The sequence below is a fragment of the Mycolicibacterium aichiense genome, assembly GCF_010726245.1.
In the GTDB taxonomy this organism is placed as follows: domain Bacteria; phylum Actinomycetota; class Actinomycetes; order Mycobacteriales; family Mycobacteriaceae; genus Mycobacterium; species Mycobacterium aichiense.
Genome location: NZ_AP022561.1, coordinates 3,183,842 through 3,201,358, shown reverse-complemented (window position 1 = coordinate 3,201,358; position 17,517 = coordinate 3,183,842). Strand labels below are relative to the sequence as shown.

The window sequence follows — 17,517 nt, the reverse complement described above, 5'->3', positions numbered from 1 at the left end:
GAGCACTTCATGTCCGAACGCGTCATCTTGGCGTATTCCGGCGGCCTGGACACCTCGGTGGCCATCAGCTGGATCGGCAAGGAGACCGGCAAAGAGGTGGTGGCCGTGGCCATCGACCTCGGCCAGGGCGGCGAGGACATGGAGGTCGTCCGCCAGCGTGCCCTCGATTGCGGTGCCGTCGAAGCGGTCGTGGTCGACGCCCGCGACGAGTTCGCCGAGCAGTACTGCCTGCCGGCGATCAAGTCCAACGCCCTGTACATGGATCGCTACCCGCTGGTGTCGGCCCTCAGTCGGCCGCTGATCGTCAAGCATCTGGTGACGGCGGCCCGTGAACACCGCGGGGGCATCGTCGCGCACGGCTGCACCGGCAAGGGCAACGACCAGGTCCGCTTCGAGGTCGGATTCGCCTCGCTGGCACCCGATCTCGAGGTGCTGGCCCCGGTCCGCGACTATGCCTGGACCCGGGAGAAGGCGATCGCGTTCGCCGAGGAAAACGCCATTCCGATCAACGTCACCAAACGCTCACCGTTCTCCATCGACCAGAACGTGTGGGGGCGGGCGGTGGAAACCGGTTTCCTGGAACACCTCTGGAACGCGCCGACCAAGGACGTCTACGACTACACCGAAGACCCGACGCTGAACTGGAGCACCCCCGACGAGGTGATCGTCGGCTTCGAGCGGGGCGTGCCGGTGTCCATCGACGGAAAGCCGGTGAGTGTCCTGCAGGCCATCGAGGAGCTCAACCGACGGGCCGGTGCCCAGGGGGTCGGTCGCCTCGACGTCGTCGAGGACCGGCTGGTCGGCATCAAGAGCCGCGAGATCTATGAGGCCCCGGGTGCGATGGTGCTGATCACCGCCCACACCGAACTCGAGCACGTCACGCTGGAGCGTGAACTGGGCCGGTTCAAGCGCACCACCGATCGCAAGTGGAGCGAATTGGTGTACGACGGTCTGTGGTTCTCACCGCTCAAGCGCTCCCTGGAGGCCTTCGTCGCCGACACCCAGCAGCACGTGACCGGCGAGATCCGGATGGTGTTGCACGGCGGGCACATCGCGGTCAACGGCCGGCGCAGCCCCACATCGCTGTACGACTTCAACCTCGCCACCTACGACGAGGGCGACACCTTCGACCAGTCGTCGGCCAAGGGATTCGTCCACGTCCACGGGTTGTCGTCGAAGATCGCAGCCCGCCGGGACTTGGCAGGCAATCAGACGTGAGCACCAACGAGGGCTCGCTGTGGGGCGGCCGCTTCGCCGACGGCCCGGCGCCCGCCCTGGCGGCGCTGAGCAAGTCCACCCATTTCGACTGGGTGTTGGCACCCTATGACGTGGCCGCCTCCAAGGCGCACGCCAAGGTTCTGCACACCGCGGGCCTGCTGACCGACGAGCAGCGCGACGGGTTGCTCGCCGGCCTGGACAGCCTGGGGCAGGACGTCGCCGACGGAAGCTTCACCCCGCTGGTCACCGACGAGGATGTGCACGGGGCGCTGGAGCGCGGCCTTATCGACCGGGTCGGTCCGGATCTCGGGGGCCGGCTGCGGGCGGGACGATCGCGAAATGATCAGGTGGCCACGCTGTTTCGGATGTGGCTGCGCGATGCGATGCGACGCGTCGCCGACGGTGCCCTCGAAGTGGTGGGAGCGTTGGCGACGCAGGCCGCGGCTCACCCGACGGCGATCATGCCGGGCAAGACCCATTTGCAGGCCGCGCAACCGGTGCTGCTCGCCCATCACCTCCTGGCGCATGCGCACCCGCTGCTGCGTGATGTCGACCGCATCGCCGACTTCGACGACCGCACCGCGGTGTCGCCGTACGGTTCGGGCGCACTCGCCGGCTCGTCGCTGGGACTGGATCCCGACGCCATTGCCGAGGAGCTGGGATTCGCTGCCGCAGCGGACAATTCGATCGACGCCACCGCCGCTCGCGACTTCGCCGCCGAGGCCGCCTTCGTCCTGGCGATGATCGGGGTCGACCTGTCCCGGCTGGCAGAAGACATCATCCTCTGGAGTACAACCGAATTCGGTTACGTAACGCTGCACGACTCCTGGTCGACCGGCAGCTCCATCATGCCGCAGAAGAAGAACCCGGACATCGCCGAACTCGCCCGCGGCAAGTCCGGCCGGTTGATCGGCAACCTCACCGGCCTGCTGGCCACCCTCAAGGCGCAGCCGCTGGCCTACAACCGGGACCTGCAGGAAGACAAAGAGCCGGTCTTCGACTCGGTGGCCCAACTCGAACTCGTGCTGCCCGCGATGGCCGGACTGGTCGCGACCCTGCGATTCGACACCGACCGGATGGCCGCGTTGGCGCCGGCCGGCTACACCTTGGCCACCGATGTCGCCGAGTGGCTGGTGCGCCGTGGCGTGCCGTTCCGGGTGGCACACGAGGCGGCGGGCGAGGCGGTGCGTGCAGCCGAGGGCCGCGGGGTTGGGCTTGATGAGCTCACCGATGAGGAACTGGCTGCGATCAGCGGTGAGCTGACCGCCGAGGTGCGCGATGTGCTGACCGTCGACGGATCGGTATCCTCCCGCGACGCCCGTGGCGGCACCGCACCGACCCAGGTGGCCAGCCAGCTCGGTGTGGTGCGCGAGAGCGTCGAGAACCTGCGCATCCGTTTGCGCCGCTAGAACGGCGCACGCGACCCACTACGATCGCCAGGTATGGGGGGAGCGCCGGATACGGCCGCCACGCCGCGGCGGGGCGTTCGTGGCTGGTTGGCCGGCCTCAGCCTGAGCCAGATCGGCCAGTTGGTGACCGTGGTCATCCTGGCCGGCACCGCGTTGTTCGGCGGGCTCGACACCGTCGACTCCGCCGTCACCGAGTTCAAACCGGGTGACGAGTTCAGCGACAACGCATTCACCGTCACGCTCGAGCGCGCAACCCTGGTCGACGAACTGCGGTCGGGTACCACGCTCATCGCGCCGAAGACGCCGGGCCGGACGTATCTGGGCGTCGTTATGAAGATCCGCAACGACGGCACGGTTCCGGCGTATCTCAACGACGAGATCGACCTGCGCGACCAGCCGGGCAAGCGGTTCTACGGTGTCGTCCGAGTGACCGACGGCAGCCCCGTTCCGAGCCTCGGCCCGGGTCTGACCGAGGAAGTCGGCGCGCTCTGGACACTGCCTCAGAACGCGCTGCGCCCGGGCGATTCCGTGACCGTGCGGATCTGGAAGAAGAAGTTCACCGAGCTCATGGTGACCTACGGGCGGACATGGGTGGACAGTGAGACCGAGTACGGCCAGGCGACAATTCCGGTGCGGGGCAAGCAATGAGCCGTCGCTCCGCGGCCGTGGCTGCGGCAACCGTGGTGGCCATCGCGCTGGCGACGCTGGTGTGGTTGCATCTTCCGGTCAACACGACCATCTATGGGCCGTTCGACGTTCATGCGGGTATCGCCAGCCGGGCCGTCGGCCAGAATCTGTCGGCAACGGTCACCCACGCCTCGATAACCCCGACCGTCATCGCAGCGCAGTCCCGGAAACGGTATGCGGCAGCAGGTGTGTGGGTGGTGGTGCTGACGAGGCTCGAGGCTGCCCGGGAGCCGGTGCTGCCGCACGCCGACCTGCTCGTCGGTCCCAACACCTACGCGCCCACCACCCAGCTGTTGTCGGGCGCGGACCTGGTGCAACCCGGAATCACTCAGCAGCGCACCTGGGCCTTCGACGTGCCGCCCGATCTGCTGAAGACGGTCCCTTCTGTGGTGATGCGGGTCTGGGGAGGCGACGGTCGACTCGATTCACGGTTGGTGATCGACATCCCGCTCGCGGGCATCGAGCGCCCTGGTTCGATCGTCGTTCCACCGTCGAAAGTGGGGGCACAGTGAAGCTGCCGATCCCGCGAAAACTGTGGCAGCGCAACGTCTCGGCGATGGTTGTCGTGGTGGCGGCGCTGGCGGTCCTGGTGGTGGTCGACCTGTGGCCCGACTGGTCACGGTACCGGGACACGGTGGCCCCACCGCACGTGATCGCCGCGGGCCGTAGCGGCACGGTCGACGGTCAAACCTGGTCGATATCGGGCGTTCGTCACCTCGACCGGACGCCCGGCCCGAGTGCTCGCCCGTTACCCGAAGGGACTGTTCTCCAGGTGGTGTCGATCGACCGGGCCAACGGTCCCGCCGGCGACCTGTGCACCGGTGTCATCACCGACGGCACCCGCCGGTGGCAGGCCGAAAGCGTCGGCGGTTACACCGCTGCACTGCCGGACAACGTCTCTGAACGCTGCACCAGGCCAGGTCCCGTGCAATTCAGTTTCCTGCTTCCCCAGGATGTGGTGCCCACCGCCGTCGACGTGACGAACCTCGACGGCCGGATCAGGCTGCGGCTGCAGCTGTAGACGACGCCTCGGGTTCGGGATCATGCGAGATGTGCTCGACGCAGTACGCGAATGTGCTTGCGACCAAACAGATTCGCAGCGGCTCCACGATGAGATGCGACACCAGGCTCACAGTGCCGCCGAAGCCCTGCCAGAAAGTCTGGGGCTGCGGGCCGATGACCCAGGCGACGCCCCGGAGGAGGTAGCCGTCGCCGAGCTGTGCCCGGTAGAAACTTCCCGTCATGTCGAGCCACGCCAGTCCGAGGTAGCCGAGCACGTACAGCGTCAACGCCAGGACGCCGCCGTGTAGCACGATGCGCGCCGAGTCGGTGATGGGTCGGAACTTGCCGACCTGATCCACCCCGTAGTCGACGACCTTCTCGCGCACCGCTTTCGGTATCACGCCCACGCGCCTCTGCAGGCGCTTCCCGGTGGTCGCCGAGCGGTCGATCCAGGTGGTCGCCCGCTGACCACCCACGCGCTGCAGCACGCTGCGCCAATCGCCTGACGAGGTGACGCCGTAGACGATGCCCGCCACGGCAAGCCAGATCAGCGGAACTGCGGCACCCCCGAACACCGTACGCAGCGCCCACATCACGACATCCCATACCTTCTCCAGCGGTGAGAAGTAGGAGAACACCTCAGCGCGGGTATTGCTCAGCCACACCATCACTCGCCGGTGCGCGACCCAATCGCCGGGCTTGGTCAGCAGGGTAAGACCCTGGTTGACCGAGAAACTGAGCACCAGGAACACCCAGAGTGCGTCGAAGTACAGTCGCACCGCCACCAGCCAGGACGGCAACCGATCCTTGAGCTTGCTCAGCACCGTGCGGAGCACCAGGGCCGCGCCGACGAGCAGCCAGGTGCCTGTGCCCACCGGAAGTTCGGCGGCGTGCAGATCGGTGGGCGGCCCACCGTTGACAACCGCCATCATCGATTCGCCGACACGGTACTGCAGTGCGCGTTGCTCGAAGGCCAGCCAGTCCTCGCGAAACATCTGCCATGCCAGGTAGATCGCGAAGAACGGGACGACGACGGTGGAGAACAGGTCGATGCGCCGCGCCGGCTTGCGCCCCCGCGCCGAGAGCACCGGGAAAGCCGGGCGCAGCACAAGGAACATCGCCACATAGGAGCCCAGCCGCGCCATCCCGGCAAGCGGCATGATCAGCGACGCCCACCAGTGGTTGTCGTAACCGGCCCAGGCGGCCCACTCGATGGCGCCGCGGCGGCCGAGCACGCCGAGCAGGTACAGGGCGGCCAGTTGCGGCCAGTACTGCGCGAAGACGCGCAGCGGCCGCAGCAGGTAGCGCATGGTTGACATCTTACGAAGCGTGCAGCTGAATCACTCGAGTCGTTCCGACAGATCGAGCCAGCGGGCCTCGAGATCTGTGATCTCGCCTTCGAGCGATCGCAGCTCTTGGGTCAGCTTGCTCAAGCCGACATGGTCGGACTGGTCGTGCTCGGCCAGTTCGACATGTTTGGCGTTCACCCGGTCGGACAACTTGGCCAGAGCCCGGTCCAACGACGCGATTTCCTTTTCCACGCTGCGTAATTCGGCACCTGACAGTGCCTCGGCCGATGGCGCGGAGCCGGATCCCTTGGACGGGCCGGGCGTGGCGGCGGCGGGGTGCGCCTTCGCCAGGCGCAGGTACTCGTCCACGCCGCCCGGAAGGTGGCGCAGTCGTCCGCCGAGGATCGCGTACTGCTGATCGGTGACACGCTCGAGCAGGTAGCGGTCATGGGACACCACGATCAGGGTGCCCGGCCAGGAGTCCAGCAGATCCTCGGTGGCCGCCAACATGTCGGTGTCGACATCATTGGTGGGTTCGTCGAGGATCAGCACGTTCGGCTCGGACAGAATCGTGAGCAACAGCTGGAGCCTGCGCCGTTGGCCACCGGAGAGTTCCCCGACCCGCGCGGACAGGTGCTCGCGGCGGAAGCCCAGGCGTTCCAGCAGCTGAGCCGGCGTGACGTCCTTGCCGTCGACGGAGAAGTCGGTCTGCAGCTGGGCGAGGACTTCCCGGACCATGTCGCCCTCGAGACCGGCCAAGATGCCTGCCTGCTGGTCGAGTATTGCCAGCTTGACGGTCTTGCCGCGCTTGACCCGGCCGCTGTCGGGTGTGACGGTGCCCGCGATCAGGCCGAGCAGCGTCGACTTTCCGGCGCCGTTCGCGCCGAGGATCCCGGTGCGCTCGCCGGGCGCGATCCGCCACTCGATATCGCGCAGTACCTGTCGTCCGTCGTAGGTCACCCCGACGTCGAGCAGGTCGACGACCTCTTTACCCAGCCGGGCGGTCGCCAGCTTGGCGAGCTCGATCGGGTTGCGCAGCGGCGGCACGTCTTCGATCAGCTGGTTGGCGGCCTCGATGCGGAACTTCGGTTTGGACGTCCGCGCCGGCGCGCCGCGCCGCAACCACGCCAGCTCCTTCTTCATCAGGTTCTGGCGCTTGGCCTCGACCGTCGCGGCCTGCCGGTCCCGTTCGACCCGCTGCAGAATGTAGGCGGCGTAGCCGCCGTCGAACGGCTCGACGATGCCATCGTGAACCTCCCAGGTGGTGAGGGCGACCTCGTCGAGGAACCACCGGTCGTGGGTCACGACGAGCAGCCCGCCGCCGGTACGGGCCCACCGCGTCTTGAGATGCCCGGCCAGCCAGGTGATGCCCTCGACATCGAGGTGGTTGGTCGGCTCGTCGAGTGCGATCACATCCCAGTCGCCCATCAGCAGCCGAGCCAGCTGGACGCGGCGGCGCTGACCGCCGGACAGCGTGGACACCAGCGCATCCCAGGCGATATCCGCGACCAGACCACCGACGACATCACGGACCTTGGGGTCGCCGGCCCACTCGTGATCAGCCAGATCGCCGACCAGTACATGCCCGACCGTGCTGGCGCCGTCGAGGGTGTCGGACTGGTCGAGTGCGCCCACGTGGATGCCCGTGCGACGGGTCACCCGCCCTGAATTCGGTGACAGTTGCCCGGTCAGCATGCTCAACAGGCTCGATTTGCCGTCGCCGTTGCGGCCGACGATGCCGATGCGGTCGCCTTCGTTGACTCCGACGGTTACGGAGTCGAAGACCACCTGGGTCGGGAATTGCAGATGCAGGGCTTCAGCTCCGAGCAGGTGTGCCACTGGCACGAGGCTACTGGTGAGAATGCAAACCGACGGGACGTGGATCGGCGTTATGCCATGATGTGCTGGCTGTCGGGGCCTCAAGCAGCAGCGACGTGGGACAGGGGAGCACCCGTGGATCTGAATTTGTCGGCGGTCACCAGGCCTGTGGAACGGCTGATGGCGACGGCGCAGAACGGTTTCGAGGTACTGCGGCTGGGCGGTCTGGAAACCGGGGCGGTGCCTTCACCGTTCCAGATCGTCGAGAGCAAGCCGATGTACAAGCTCCGGCGCTACTTTCCGCCGGACAGCAGGCCCGGCCAGCGGCCTGCCGGGCCGCCGGTCCTGATGGTCCACCCGATGATGATGTCGGCGAACATGTGGGACGTCACCCGCGAGGACGGCGCCGTGGGGATCCTGCACGAGGCGGGTATCGACCCGTGGGTGATCGACTTCGGCTCACCCGACGAGGTGGAGGGCGGCATGGAACGCAACCTCACCGACCACATCGTCGCGCTCAACGAGGCCATCGACACCGTCAAGGACACCACCGGTCAGAGCGTCCATCTGGCCGGCTATTCGCAGGGCGGCATGTTCTGCTACCAGACCGCGGCCTACCGGCGAACCAAAGACATCGCCAGCATCGTCGCGTTCGGCTCCCCGGTCGACACCCTGGCCGCGCTGCCGATGGGTATCCCGCCGAACATCGGTGCGGTGGCCGCCGACTTCATGGCCGACCACGTGTTCAACCGCATCGACATCCCGGGATGGTTGGCCCGCACCGGGTTTCAGATGCTCGACCCCCTCAAGACCGCGAAGGCCCGTATCGACTTCCTCATGCAGCTGCATGACCGCGACGCGCTGCTGCCGCGCGAGCAGCAGCGACGCTTCCTGGATTCCGAAGGCTGGATCGCCTGGTCCGGCCCCGCGGTCTCCGAATTGCTCAAGCAGTTCATCTCGCACAACCGGATGATGTCGGGCGGCTTCAACATCAACGGCCAGCTGGTGACGCTGTCCGATATCACCTGCCCGGTGCTGGCGTTCGTCGGCGAGGTCGACGACATCGGTCAGCCCGCCTCGGTGCGCGGGATCAAGCGTGCCGCTCCCGGCGCCGACGTCTACGAGGTGATGATCCGCGCCGGCCACTTCGGTCTGGTGGTCGGATCCAAGGCGGCGACGGCGACGTGGCCGACGGTGGCGGACTGGGTGCGCTGGCTGTCCGGGCAGGATTCCCGACCCGCGGCGATCGCGCCCATGCAGGACAGCGACGCCGAGCCGGACGAGTCCGGGGTGGCCCTGTCCGCACGGCTGATGCACGGCGTTGCCGAGGCGTCGGAAGTTGCCTGGTCGCTGGCGCGCGGTGCGGCCGGGGCGGTGGTGAACACCAGGAAGTCGATGCGCACGCTGGCGGTGGAGACCGCCCGCACGCTGCCGCGCCTGACCCGGCTGGGACAGATCAACGACCACACCAGAATTTCGCTCGGCCGCATCATCGACGAGCAGGCCGACGGCGCACCCAACGGTGAGTTCCTGTTGTACGACGGGCGGGTGCACACCTACGAGGCGGTGAACCGACGGATCAACAATGTCGTCCGCGGCCTGATATCGGTCGGCGTCCGGCAGGGCGTACGGGTCGGTGTGCTCATGGACACCCGGCCGTCGGCGCTGGTGGCGATCGCCGCGTTGTCCCGCCTCGGTGCGGTCGCGGTGCTGATGCCCCCCGACGCCGACCTCGCCGAAGCGATCCGCATCGGGGGCGTCAGCGAGGTCATCACCGATCCGGGCAACCTGGACGCGGCCCGCAAACTCCCGGTCCAGGTGCTGGTTCTCGGCGGCGGCGAGACCCGCGACCTCAATCTGCCCGACGACAGCAATGTCGTCGACATGGAGAAGATCGATCCGGACGCCGTCGCGTTGCCGGGGTGGTACCGGCCCAACCCGGGCTTCGCGCGGGACCTGGCGTTCGTCGCGTTCAACACCGTCGGCGGGGCGCTGGTGCCCAAACAGATCACCAACTATCGCTGGGCGTTGTCCGCGTTCGGCACCGCCTCTGCTGCGGCGCTGGGCCGCGGGGACACCGTGTACTGCCTGACTCCGTTGCATCACCAGTCCGGGTTACTGGTGAGCCTCGGCGGCGCGGTGGTCGGCGGAACCCGCATCGCGTTGTCGCGCGGGCTGCACCCGGACCGCTTCCTCACCGAGATCCGGCAGTACGGCGTCACGGTCGTCTCCTACACCTGGACGATGCTGCGCAGCGTTGTCGACGACCCGGACTTCCGGTTGCGTGGCAACCACCCGGTACGGCTGTTCATCGGCTCGGGCATGCCGCCGGGCCTGTGGCAGCGGACCGTCGACGCCTTCAGCCCGGCCAACGTGGTCGAGTTCTTCGCCACCACCGATGGCCAGGCTGTCTTGGCCAATGTGGCCGGCGCGAAGATCGGCAGCAAGGGCCGTCCGCTGCCCGGCGGCGGCCAGGTCGAGTTGGCTGCCTACGACGCCGACGACGACCTGATCCTGGAGGACGACCGCGGGTTCGTCGCGGTCGCCGAACCCAACGAGGTGGGTGTGCTGCTGGCCCGGCCGTGGGGGCCGATCGATCCGACCGCCTCGGTCAAGCGTGGCGTGTTCGCCCCGGGCGACACCTGGATTTCGACCGAGTACGTGTTCCGGCGCGACGCCGACGGCGACTTCTGGCTGCTGGGCAACCGTCCGCTGCTGATCCGCACCGAGCGCGGTGTGGTGTTTCCGGAGTTGGTCACCGACGCCGTCAGCCGGATCAACGCCGTCGACCTGGCCGCCACCTACAGCGTCGAGGAGGCCGGGGGAGTCGTCGCTGTCACCGCGATCACGCTGCGCGACGGCGTGTCGGTGACTACTGCGGACCTGACCGACGCGTTCGCGTCGATGCCGGTCGGCTTGGCGCCCGACGTGGTGCATGTGGTGCCGGAGATCCCGCTCAGCGCCACCTGCCGGCCGACGGTGTCGGCTTTGCGCGCCGACGGCATACCGAAGGCATCGCGTAACGCCTGGCATTTGGAGCCCGATACGGGGAAGTACAAGCGTTTGACGGCTGCGGCGCGCGCTCAGCTTTGCGGTACCGACGACTCGAGCGGTACCGAGAACTGAGCCTCTGCCCAGGTCGCGCGGCGCTGTTAGGCTCGCCGATAACCGCAGATCGCCACGCGTCGGAGGAATGCATGACAACCCAGACCGTTTCACGTCACTGGCGTCGCGCTGTCCGCGGCACGGCGATCGGTGCCCTGACCGCTGGGCTGCTGGTCGGCGTGGGCACGCAACAGGCGCTGGCGGACCCGAGCACGGCCCCGGCCACCCCCACGGCGCCGGCGACCGCGGATGCCAACGGCGTCCCGCAGTTCCAGAGCGCCGACCAATTGCTGCTGTTCATCGACCAGAACTACGACCAGGGCGCCAGCGGCGGGCAGTTGTCCAACCTGATCAAGTCGGTGATGAAACTGCGCGCACAGGGCATCAAGCCGTCGAGGACCAATATCGCCGAGATCCAGAATGCGCTGCAGTACCGCCCGAACCAGAAACCGCTGATCCAGGCGCTGCAGAACACGTTGGGTTACCAGCAGAAGATCTTCGCCCAGATGCAGCTCCTGCAGCAGGCACAGCAGCGGCAGCAGAACAATGCCGTGATGGGCGCCGGTCAGATGCCCAGCGACGGCGCACCGACCATCGGCGGCAACAACGCCCCGGCGGCGGCACCTCCGGCTGTGAGCCCATAGCCCCACATGCTCGACGAGAAACTGCTCAACATCCTGGTGTGCCCAGCCGACCGCGGGCCGCTGTTGCTGGTGGACGAACTTCTCTACAACCCTCGGCTGCACAAGGCCTACCGCATCGAGGACGATATCCCGGTGTTGCTGGTCGACGAGGCCGTCGAGGTCAGCCCCGAGGATCATGAGCGATTGATGGCGCGCTCGGCGTCCTAGAGCCCGGGCAATTCGCCGGTGAGGTAACGCTGCAACGTCGGCGCGATGGTCGCGCTGATTTGTTCCGGCGTCAGCGAGGCGAACGGCTCGAGCCCGATGATGTAGCGGGCCATCACCACGCCCACCAGCTGTGAGGCGACGAACTGCACGCGCAGTCGTCCCGTGCCCGGCGGGTTGTCCACTCGCGGCGCCACCTCGGCGGTGATCACTTCCTGCAGAAACGAGCGGACCAAGCTGACATCAGAACCGGTCAGCAGTGACCGGATGGTGGCGATGAGGCCCGCGCCCATCTCCGAATCCCACAGCGGCAGCAGGGTGGCGGGCAGCACGTGGCCGAGATCCTCGATGGGGGTGTCGCGCAGCGGAACCAGCACGGTCATCGGGTCGATCGGCAGTTGGATCGCGGCGGCGAACAGCTGCTGCTTGGTACCGAAGTAGTGATGGACCAGGGCCGAATCCACGCCGGCGGCAGCGGCAATCGAGCGGATCGATGTCTTGTCGATCCCGTTGCGGGCGAACAACTCTCGAGCGCGGGTGAGAATGCGCTCCCGAGTGTCGGAAGAACCGCGCGGCCGGCCGGGGCGTTTGGCCGAGCCGGCGCTCACGGTGTTCGCCGGCGCAGCGTCGCGGCGGCCAGCGCCATGGCCGCCATCGCGAAAGCGAGGACCACGACGATGTCCCGGACCGCGATGGTGGTCAGCTCGGTATGGCTGTTCACCTGCTGCAAGGCCTCCAGCGCGTAGCTGGCCGGCATCGCGTTGCTGATCCATTCCAGCCAGGTTGGCATCTGATTGCGCGGCACGATGATTCCGGCCAGCAGCAGCTGCGGGACGATCACCACGGGCATGAACTGTACGGCCTGAAACTCGGTGCGGGCGAACGCACTTGCCAGCAGGCCCAGGCCAACACCCAGCACGGCGTTGATGACGGCGATGACGAACACCCACACCGGGCTGCCCAAGGTGTCGAACCCCAACAGCCAGAACGCCACGACGCACGCCAGGATCGCCTGCGCGGCGGCCGCGACCGAGAACGCCGTGCCGTAGGCGGCCAGCAGATCGAGCCGGCGAAGGGGAGTGGTCAGAATCCGCTCGAGAGTTCCCGACGACCGTTCGCGCTGCATGGTGATCGAGGTGATCAGAAACATCACGAACAGTGGGAACAGTCCCAGCAGGATCAGGCACGCGGTCTGGAATGGCGAGACCGCGCCGGGGAACTTGGGCACGTCGTCGAACATGAAGTACATCAACGTGATGACCGCGCTGGGCACCACGAGAATCATTGCGACACTTCGATGATCGGCCCGGAGCTGACGCAGGATGCGGCCCGTGGTGGCCAGATAGGCGCGCGCGCTCAGCTTGCTGACGCTGCGGTGCTGTGCCTGATGATGGACAGGAACGCTTCCTCGAGTGACGTGCATCCGGTGTCCTCTCGCAGTCGGGTGGGGGTGGTCTGGGCCAGCAGTCGGCCGTCGCGCATGAGGAGCAGCCCCGCGCAGTGGTCGGCCTCGTCCATCACGTGGCTGGACACCAGCAAGGTGGTGCCCCGGCGGGCCAAGTCGTCGAATTGGGCCCACAGGTCTACGCGCAGCACGGGATCGAGGCCGACGGTCGGTTCGTCGAGCACCAGCAGGTCGGGCTGACAGACCAACGCGCAGGCCAGCGATACCCTTGCGCGCTGTCCGCCGGACAGGTTGGCGCAGTACGCCGCGGCGTGATCGCGCAGTCCGACGTCGTCGACCGCGCGATCGGCCACCGCGGGGGTGGCGCCGTACAGCGCGGCGAAGTAGCGGACGTTGTCGATGACCCGGAGGTCGTTGTAGATCGTCGGATCCTGGGTGACGTAGCCGACCCGGTGCCGCAGTGCGGGGGATCCCGCCGGGTGCCCGAGCACGGTCACGGCTCCCGACGTGACGATCTGGGTGCCGACGATGCTGCGCATCAGCGTGGTCTTGCCGCAGCCCGACGGGCCGAGCAGTCCGGTGATCGAACCGCGGGGGATCGTCACCGTGATGTCGTGCAGGGCGACCCGCTTACCGCGCACCACACGCAGGCGCTCGACCCGGATGGCGGGATCGGCACGGTCCACCAACAATTCATCACCCGATGAACTCATCACGCGATGAATAATGCTCCCCGGCGCGGGGAAGGTCAAGGGCTGGGGCAGAATTTCGTCCGATGGGTGGCGATCAGCTGGTTACGGATCCGGTCTCGGCGGCGCGGCTGCTGCTCGGCGGGGTGATCAGCTGCCGGGGTGTCAGCGCGCTCATCGTGGAGGTCGAGGCGTATGGCGGTCCGCCGGACGGCCCGTGGCCGGACGCCTCGGCGCATTCATATCGGGGTCCGAGTGTCCGCAACAACGTGATGTTCGGCCCGGCTGGTCACCTCTATACGTACCGAAGCCACGGCATCCACGTCTGCGCGAACGTGTCGTGCGGACCCGAGGGCACGGCGGCGGCGGTGCTGGTGCGGGCCGCGGCGATCGAGTCGGGTCTGGACGTGGCGCAGATCCGTCGTGGCCCGTTGGTGCGCCCGGCGGCGCTGGCCCGCGGTCCGGGCAACCTCTGTTCAGCGCTGGGCATCGTGATGGACGACAACGGGGTCGACGTCTTCGATCCGGCATCGCCGGTGACCGTCCAGCTCGGTGACGGGGATGGTCCGGAGAGTGCCGGGCCACGGGTCGGGGTCTCGCAGGCCGCCGACCGGCCGTGGCGATTGTGGCTCACCGGACGTCCCGAGGTGTCGGCATACCGCCGCAGTCCGCGGGCGCCAATCCCGGGCGCGAGCGACTGAGCGCATCCCATGCGGGAAGATCAACGCATGAGCACGACGATTCTCGACGAGTTGGGCTGGCGGGAGCTGATTGCGCAGTCGACCGATATCGACGCGCTCGCCGCGGCGGCCGCCCAACCCCCGATGACTGTGTATTGCGGATTCGATCCGACCGCGCCGAGCCTGCATGCGGGAAACCTGGTGCCGTTGCTCACACTTCGCCGATTCCAACGAGCCGGCCATCGGCCGATCGTGCTGGCGGGTGGCGCGACCGGGATGATCGGTGATCCTCGTGACACCGGCGAGCGGACCATGAACACCACCGACACCGTCGCTCAGTGGGCAGAGCGCATCCGTGGCCAGCTGGAGCGGTTCGTCGACTTCGACGAGTCACCCAGCGGCGCGATCGTGGAGAACAACCTGAATTGGACCGCGCAGCTGAGCGCCATCGATTTCCTGCGCGACGTCGGCAAGCACTTCTCGGTGAACGTGATGCTCGACCGTGACACGATCCGTCGCCGGCTCGACGGCGACGGCATCTCGTACACCGAATTCAGCTACATGCTGCTGCAGGCCAACGACTATGTGGAACTGCACCGGCGCTACGGCTGCTCACTGCAGATCGGTGGGTCCGATCAATGGGGCAACATCATCGCCGGGGTGCGGCTGGCCCGTCAGACGTTGGGCGCAAGCGTCCATGCGCTGACCGTGCCGCTGGTCACCGCCGCTGACGGAACCAAGTTCGGCAAGTCCACCGGAGGCGGCAGCCTGTGGCTGGATCCCGAGATGACCAGCCCCTATGCCTGGTATCAGTACTTCGTCAACACCGCAGACGCCGACGTGATCCGGTACCTGCGCTGGTTCACCTTCTTGTCCGCCGACGACCTTGCCGAGCTCGCCCAGGCGACCGCGGAACGACCACATGAGCGGGCCGCACAGCGGCGGCTGGCCCAAGAACTGACCACGTTGGTCCACGGCCAGGCTGCGACTGACGCCGTTGAGCACGCGTCGCAGGCGTTGTTCGGCCGGGGCGAGCTCTCCCGGCTCGATGAACCGACGCTGTCGGCCGCGTTGCGGGAGACGACGGTGGCCGAGCTCGGCCCGGGCGGTGCGGACGGCATCGTCGATCTATTGGTGGCCACCGGCCTGTCGGCGAGCAAGGGTGCCGCCAAGCGCACGATCGCCGAAGGGGGAGTGTCGGTCAACAACGAGAAGATCGACAGCGAGGACTGGGTGGCACAACCGTCCCACTTCCTGCACGGGCGCTGGTTGGTGCTGCGGCGCGGGAAGCGGAATATCGCTGGGGTACAGCGGGTTTGACGACTCGCGGCGCGGGCGAAACGCCGATCTAGCAGGCGATTTGACTCGCCGTTAGCTCGTCTGTAACTTATTCCAAGTCAGAGCGGCCCGGCCAAGCCGGAGAGCGCGAAGACCTCCCGGGAATCAAACCTGGTAACAGGGTTGTTCCTCTTGTCCGCACGATATCTACGCGGCCTTCGGGTCGCGGGGTTACTGCGCGGTCGAGTGGGTGACTGGGGTGTGTTGTTTGAGAACTCAATAGTGTGTTTGGTGGTTTTTGTTTGTTGTTGTTTTTTGCCGCATTCTGATACCCCCGTGTTGGGGTGCGGTTGTTGATGCCAGTTTTGGTGTCTTTTGTTTGGTTTCAGGCTTGTTCTGATTCGAATTCTGCCTTGCCTTTTTGGGTGAGGGGTTTTTGTTTGGAGAGTTTGATTCTGGCTCAGGACGAACGCTGGCGGCGTGCTTAACACATGCAAGTCGAACGGAAAGGCCCTTCGGGGTACTCGAGTGGCGAACGGGTGAGTAACACGTGGGTGATCTGCCCTGCACTTTGGGATAAGCCTGGGAAACTGGGTCTAATACCGAATAGGATCATGGCCTTCATGGGTTGTGGTGGAAAGCTTTTGCGGTGTGGGATGGGCCCGCGGCCTATCAGCTTGTTGGTGGGGTAATGGCCTACCAAGGCGACGACGGGTAGCCGGCCTGAGAGGGTGACCGGCCACACTGGGACTGAGATACGGCCCAGACTCCTACGGGAGGCAGCAGTGGGGAATATTGCACAATGGGCGCAAGCCTGATGCAGCGACGCCGCGTGAGGGATGACGGCCTTCGGGTTGTAAACCTCTTTCAGCAGGGACGAAGCGCAAGTGACGGTACCTGTAGAAGAAGGACCGGCCAACTACGTGCCAGCAGCCGCGGTAATACGTAGGGTCCGAGCGTTGTCCGGAATTACTGGGCGTAAAGAGCTCGTAGGTGGTTTGTCGCGTTGTTCGTGAAAACTCACAGCTCAACTGTGGGCGTGCGGGCGATACGGGCAGACTTGAGTACTGCAGGGGAGACTGGAATTCCTGGTGTAGCGGTGGAATGCGCAGATATCAGGAGGAACACCGGTGGCGAAGGCGGGTCTCTGGGCAGTAACTGACGCTGAGGAGCGAAAGCGTGGGGAGCGAACAGGATTAGATACCCTGGTAGTCCACGCCGTAAACGGTGGGTACTAGGTGTGGGTTTCCTTCCTTGGGATCCGTGCCGTAGCTAACGCATTAAGTACCCCGCCTGGGGAGTACGGCCGCAAGGCTAAAACTCAAAGAAATTGACGGGGGCCCGCACAAGCGGCGGAGCATGTGGATTAATTCGATGCAACGCGAAGAACCTTACCTGGGTTTGACATGCACAGGACGCCGGCAGAGATGTCGGTTCCCTTGTGGCCTGTGTGCAGGTGGTGCATGGCTGTCGTCAGCTCGTGTCGTGAGATGTTGGGTTAAGTCCCGCAACGAGCGCAACCCTTGTCTCATGTTGCCAGCACGTTATGGTGGGGACTCGTGAGAGACTGCCGGGGTCAACTCGGAGGAAGGTGGGGATGACGTCAAGTCATCATGCCCCTTATGTCCAGGGCTTCACACATGCTACAATGGCCGGTACAAAGGGCTGCGATGCCGTGAGGTGGAGCGAATCCTTTCAAAGCCGGTCTCAGTTCGGATCGGGGTCTGCAACTCGACCCCGTGAAGTCGGAGTCGCTAGTAATCGCAGATCAGCAACGCTGCGGTGAATACGTTCCCGGGCCTTGTACACACCGCCCGTCACGTCATGAAAGTCGGTAACACCCGAAGCCGGTGGCCTAACCCTTGTGGAGGGAGCCGTCGAAGGTGGGATCGGCGATTGGGACGAAGTCGTAACAAGGTAGCCGTACCGGAAGGTGCGGCTGGATCACCTCCTTTCTAAGGAGCACCACGAGAATCAGGCCCGCCCACATCGTGTGGGGGTTCGGTGATCTGATCGATTCGTTGGATGGCCTTTTATCACCTGTCGTGGGTGTCACCTGTAGTGGGTGGGGGTCTGGTGCACGACAAGC

15 protein-coding genes and 1 rRNA gene are annotated in these 17,517 nt (G+C 66.3%); 11 read left to right on the top strand and 5 right to left on the bottom strand.

Annotated elements, in window-relative coordinates; genetic code table 11:
* Positions 1-9: 9 nt before the first annotated feature.
* The 5 genes from G6N32_RS15565 to G6N32_RS15545 are packed head-to-tail and all read left to right on the top strand — an operon-like array spanning position 10 to position 4,335.
* Positions 10-1,218: an argininosuccinate synthase gene (locus tag G6N32_RS15565; protein ID WP_115320359.1), complete on the top strand. Its 1,209-nt coding sequence runs from the start codon at positions 10-12 to the stop codon at positions 1,216-1,218.
* Positions 1,215-2,627: an argininosuccinate lyase gene (gene argH / locus G6N32_RS15560; protein ID WP_115320358.1), complete on the top strand. Its 1,413-nt coding sequence runs from the start codon at positions 1,215-1,217 to the stop codon at positions 2,625-2,627. The genes G6N32_RS15565 and argH overlap by 4 nt, the downstream gene beginning before the upstream one ends.
* 33 nt (positions 2,628-2,660) lie before the next feature.
* Positions 2,661-3,275 (top strand): hypothetical protein, encoded by a 615-nt coding sequence (locus G6N32_RS15555; protein ID WP_115320357.1) that lies wholly within the window; start codon positions 2,661-2,663, stop codon positions 3,273-3,275.
* Positions 3,272-3,826 (top strand): hypothetical protein, encoded by a 555-nt coding sequence (locus tag G6N32_RS15550; RefSeq protein WP_115320356.1) that lies wholly within the window; start codon positions 3,272-3,274, stop codon positions 3,824-3,826. The genes G6N32_RS15555 and G6N32_RS15550 overlap by 4 nt, the downstream gene beginning before the upstream one ends.
* Entirely contained in the window at positions 3,823-4,335 is a 513-nt protein-coding gene (locus tag G6N32_RS15545) for a hypothetical protein (RefSeq protein ID WP_147292040.1), read from the top strand. Before G6N32_RS15550 ends, G6N32_RS15545 begins: the two co-directional genes overlap by 4 nt.
* Here the strand turns inward: G6N32_RS15545 and G6N32_RS15540 are convergent.
* Together G6N32_RS15540 and G6N32_RS15535 are read right to left on the bottom strand one after the other, a co-directional pair.
* Positions 4,313-5,626, bottom strand: coding sequence for a hypothetical protein (locus G6N32_RS15540; protein WP_115320355.1), 1,314 nt, complete (start codon positions 5,624-5,626; stop codon positions 4,313-4,315). The genes G6N32_RS15545 and G6N32_RS15540 overlap by 23 nt on opposite strands.
* A gap of 30 nt (positions 5,627-5,656) precedes the next feature.
* A complete protein-coding gene (locus tag G6N32_RS15535) occupies positions 5,657-7,444 on the bottom strand; it encodes an ABC-F family ATP-binding cassette domain-containing protein (protein WP_115320354.1) in 1,788 nt (595 codons plus the stop codon).
* 159 nt (positions 7,445-7,603) lie between these two features.
* Here G6N32_RS15535 and G6N32_RS15530 point away from each other — a divergent pair, with 159 nt between their 5' ends.
* From G6N32_RS15530 to G6N32_RS15520, 3 genes are all read left to right on the top strand, one after another.
* Entirely contained in the window at positions 7,604-10,549 is a 2,946-nt protein-coding gene (locus G6N32_RS15530) for an acyl-CoA synthetase (RefSeq protein WP_232077782.1), read from the top strand.
* 71 nt (positions 10,550-10,620) lie between these two features.
* Complete coding sequence (locus G6N32_RS15525) at positions 10,621-11,172, top strand: hypothetical protein (protein WP_115320353.1); 552 nt, start codon at positions 10,621-10,623, stop codon at positions 11,170-11,172.
* A 6-nt stretch (positions 11,173-11,178) separates the two neighbouring features.
* On the top strand, positions 11,179-11,379 hold the full coding sequence (locus G6N32_RS15520) for a Trm112 family protein (protein WP_115320352.1): 201 nt from the start codon (positions 11,179-11,181) through the stop codon (positions 11,377-11,379).
* Here the strand turns inward: G6N32_RS15520 and G6N32_RS15515 are convergent.
* From G6N32_RS15515 to G6N32_RS15505, 3 genes are read right to left on the bottom strand one after another with little or no spacing between them, the layout of a single operon-like run.
* Entirely contained in the window at positions 11,376-11,984 is a 609-nt protein-coding gene (locus tag G6N32_RS15515) for a TetR/AcrR family transcriptional regulator (RefSeq protein ID WP_115320351.1), read from the bottom strand. The genes G6N32_RS15520 and G6N32_RS15515 overlap by 4 nt on opposite strands.
* A complete protein-coding gene (locus G6N32_RS15510) occupies positions 11,981-12,799 on the bottom strand; it encodes an ABC transporter permease (protein ID WP_115320350.1) in 819 nt (272 codons plus the stop codon). Before G6N32_RS15510 ends, G6N32_RS15515 begins: the two co-directional genes overlap by 4 nt.
* Positions 12,733-13,497, bottom strand: coding sequence for an ABC transporter ATP-binding protein (locus tag G6N32_RS15505; protein WP_115320349.1), 765 nt, complete (start codon positions 13,495-13,497; stop codon positions 12,733-12,735). Before G6N32_RS15505 ends, G6N32_RS15510 begins: the two co-directional genes overlap by 67 nt.
* A gap of 59 nt (positions 13,498-13,556) precedes the next feature.
* Between G6N32_RS15505 and G6N32_RS15500 the strand changes: the two genes are divergently transcribed.
* From G6N32_RS15500 to G6N32_RS15490, 3 genes are all read left to right on the top strand, one after another.
* Positions 13,557-14,171 (top strand): DNA-3-methyladenine glycosylase, encoded by a 615-nt coding sequence (locus G6N32_RS15500; protein ID WP_115320348.1) that lies wholly within the window; start codon positions 13,557-13,559, stop codon positions 14,169-14,171.
* A 27-nt stretch (positions 14,172-14,198) separates the two neighbouring features.
* A complete protein-coding gene (gene tyrS, locus G6N32_RS15495) occupies positions 14,199-15,470 on the top strand; it encodes a tyrosine--tRNA ligase (protein ID WP_115320347.1) in 1,272 nt (423 codons plus the stop codon).
* 395 nt (positions 15,471-15,865) lie between these two features.
* Positions 15,866-17,383, top strand: a 16S ribosomal RNA gene (locus tag G6N32_RS15490).
* The last annotated feature ends 134 nt before the right edge of the window (positions 17,384-17,517 follow it).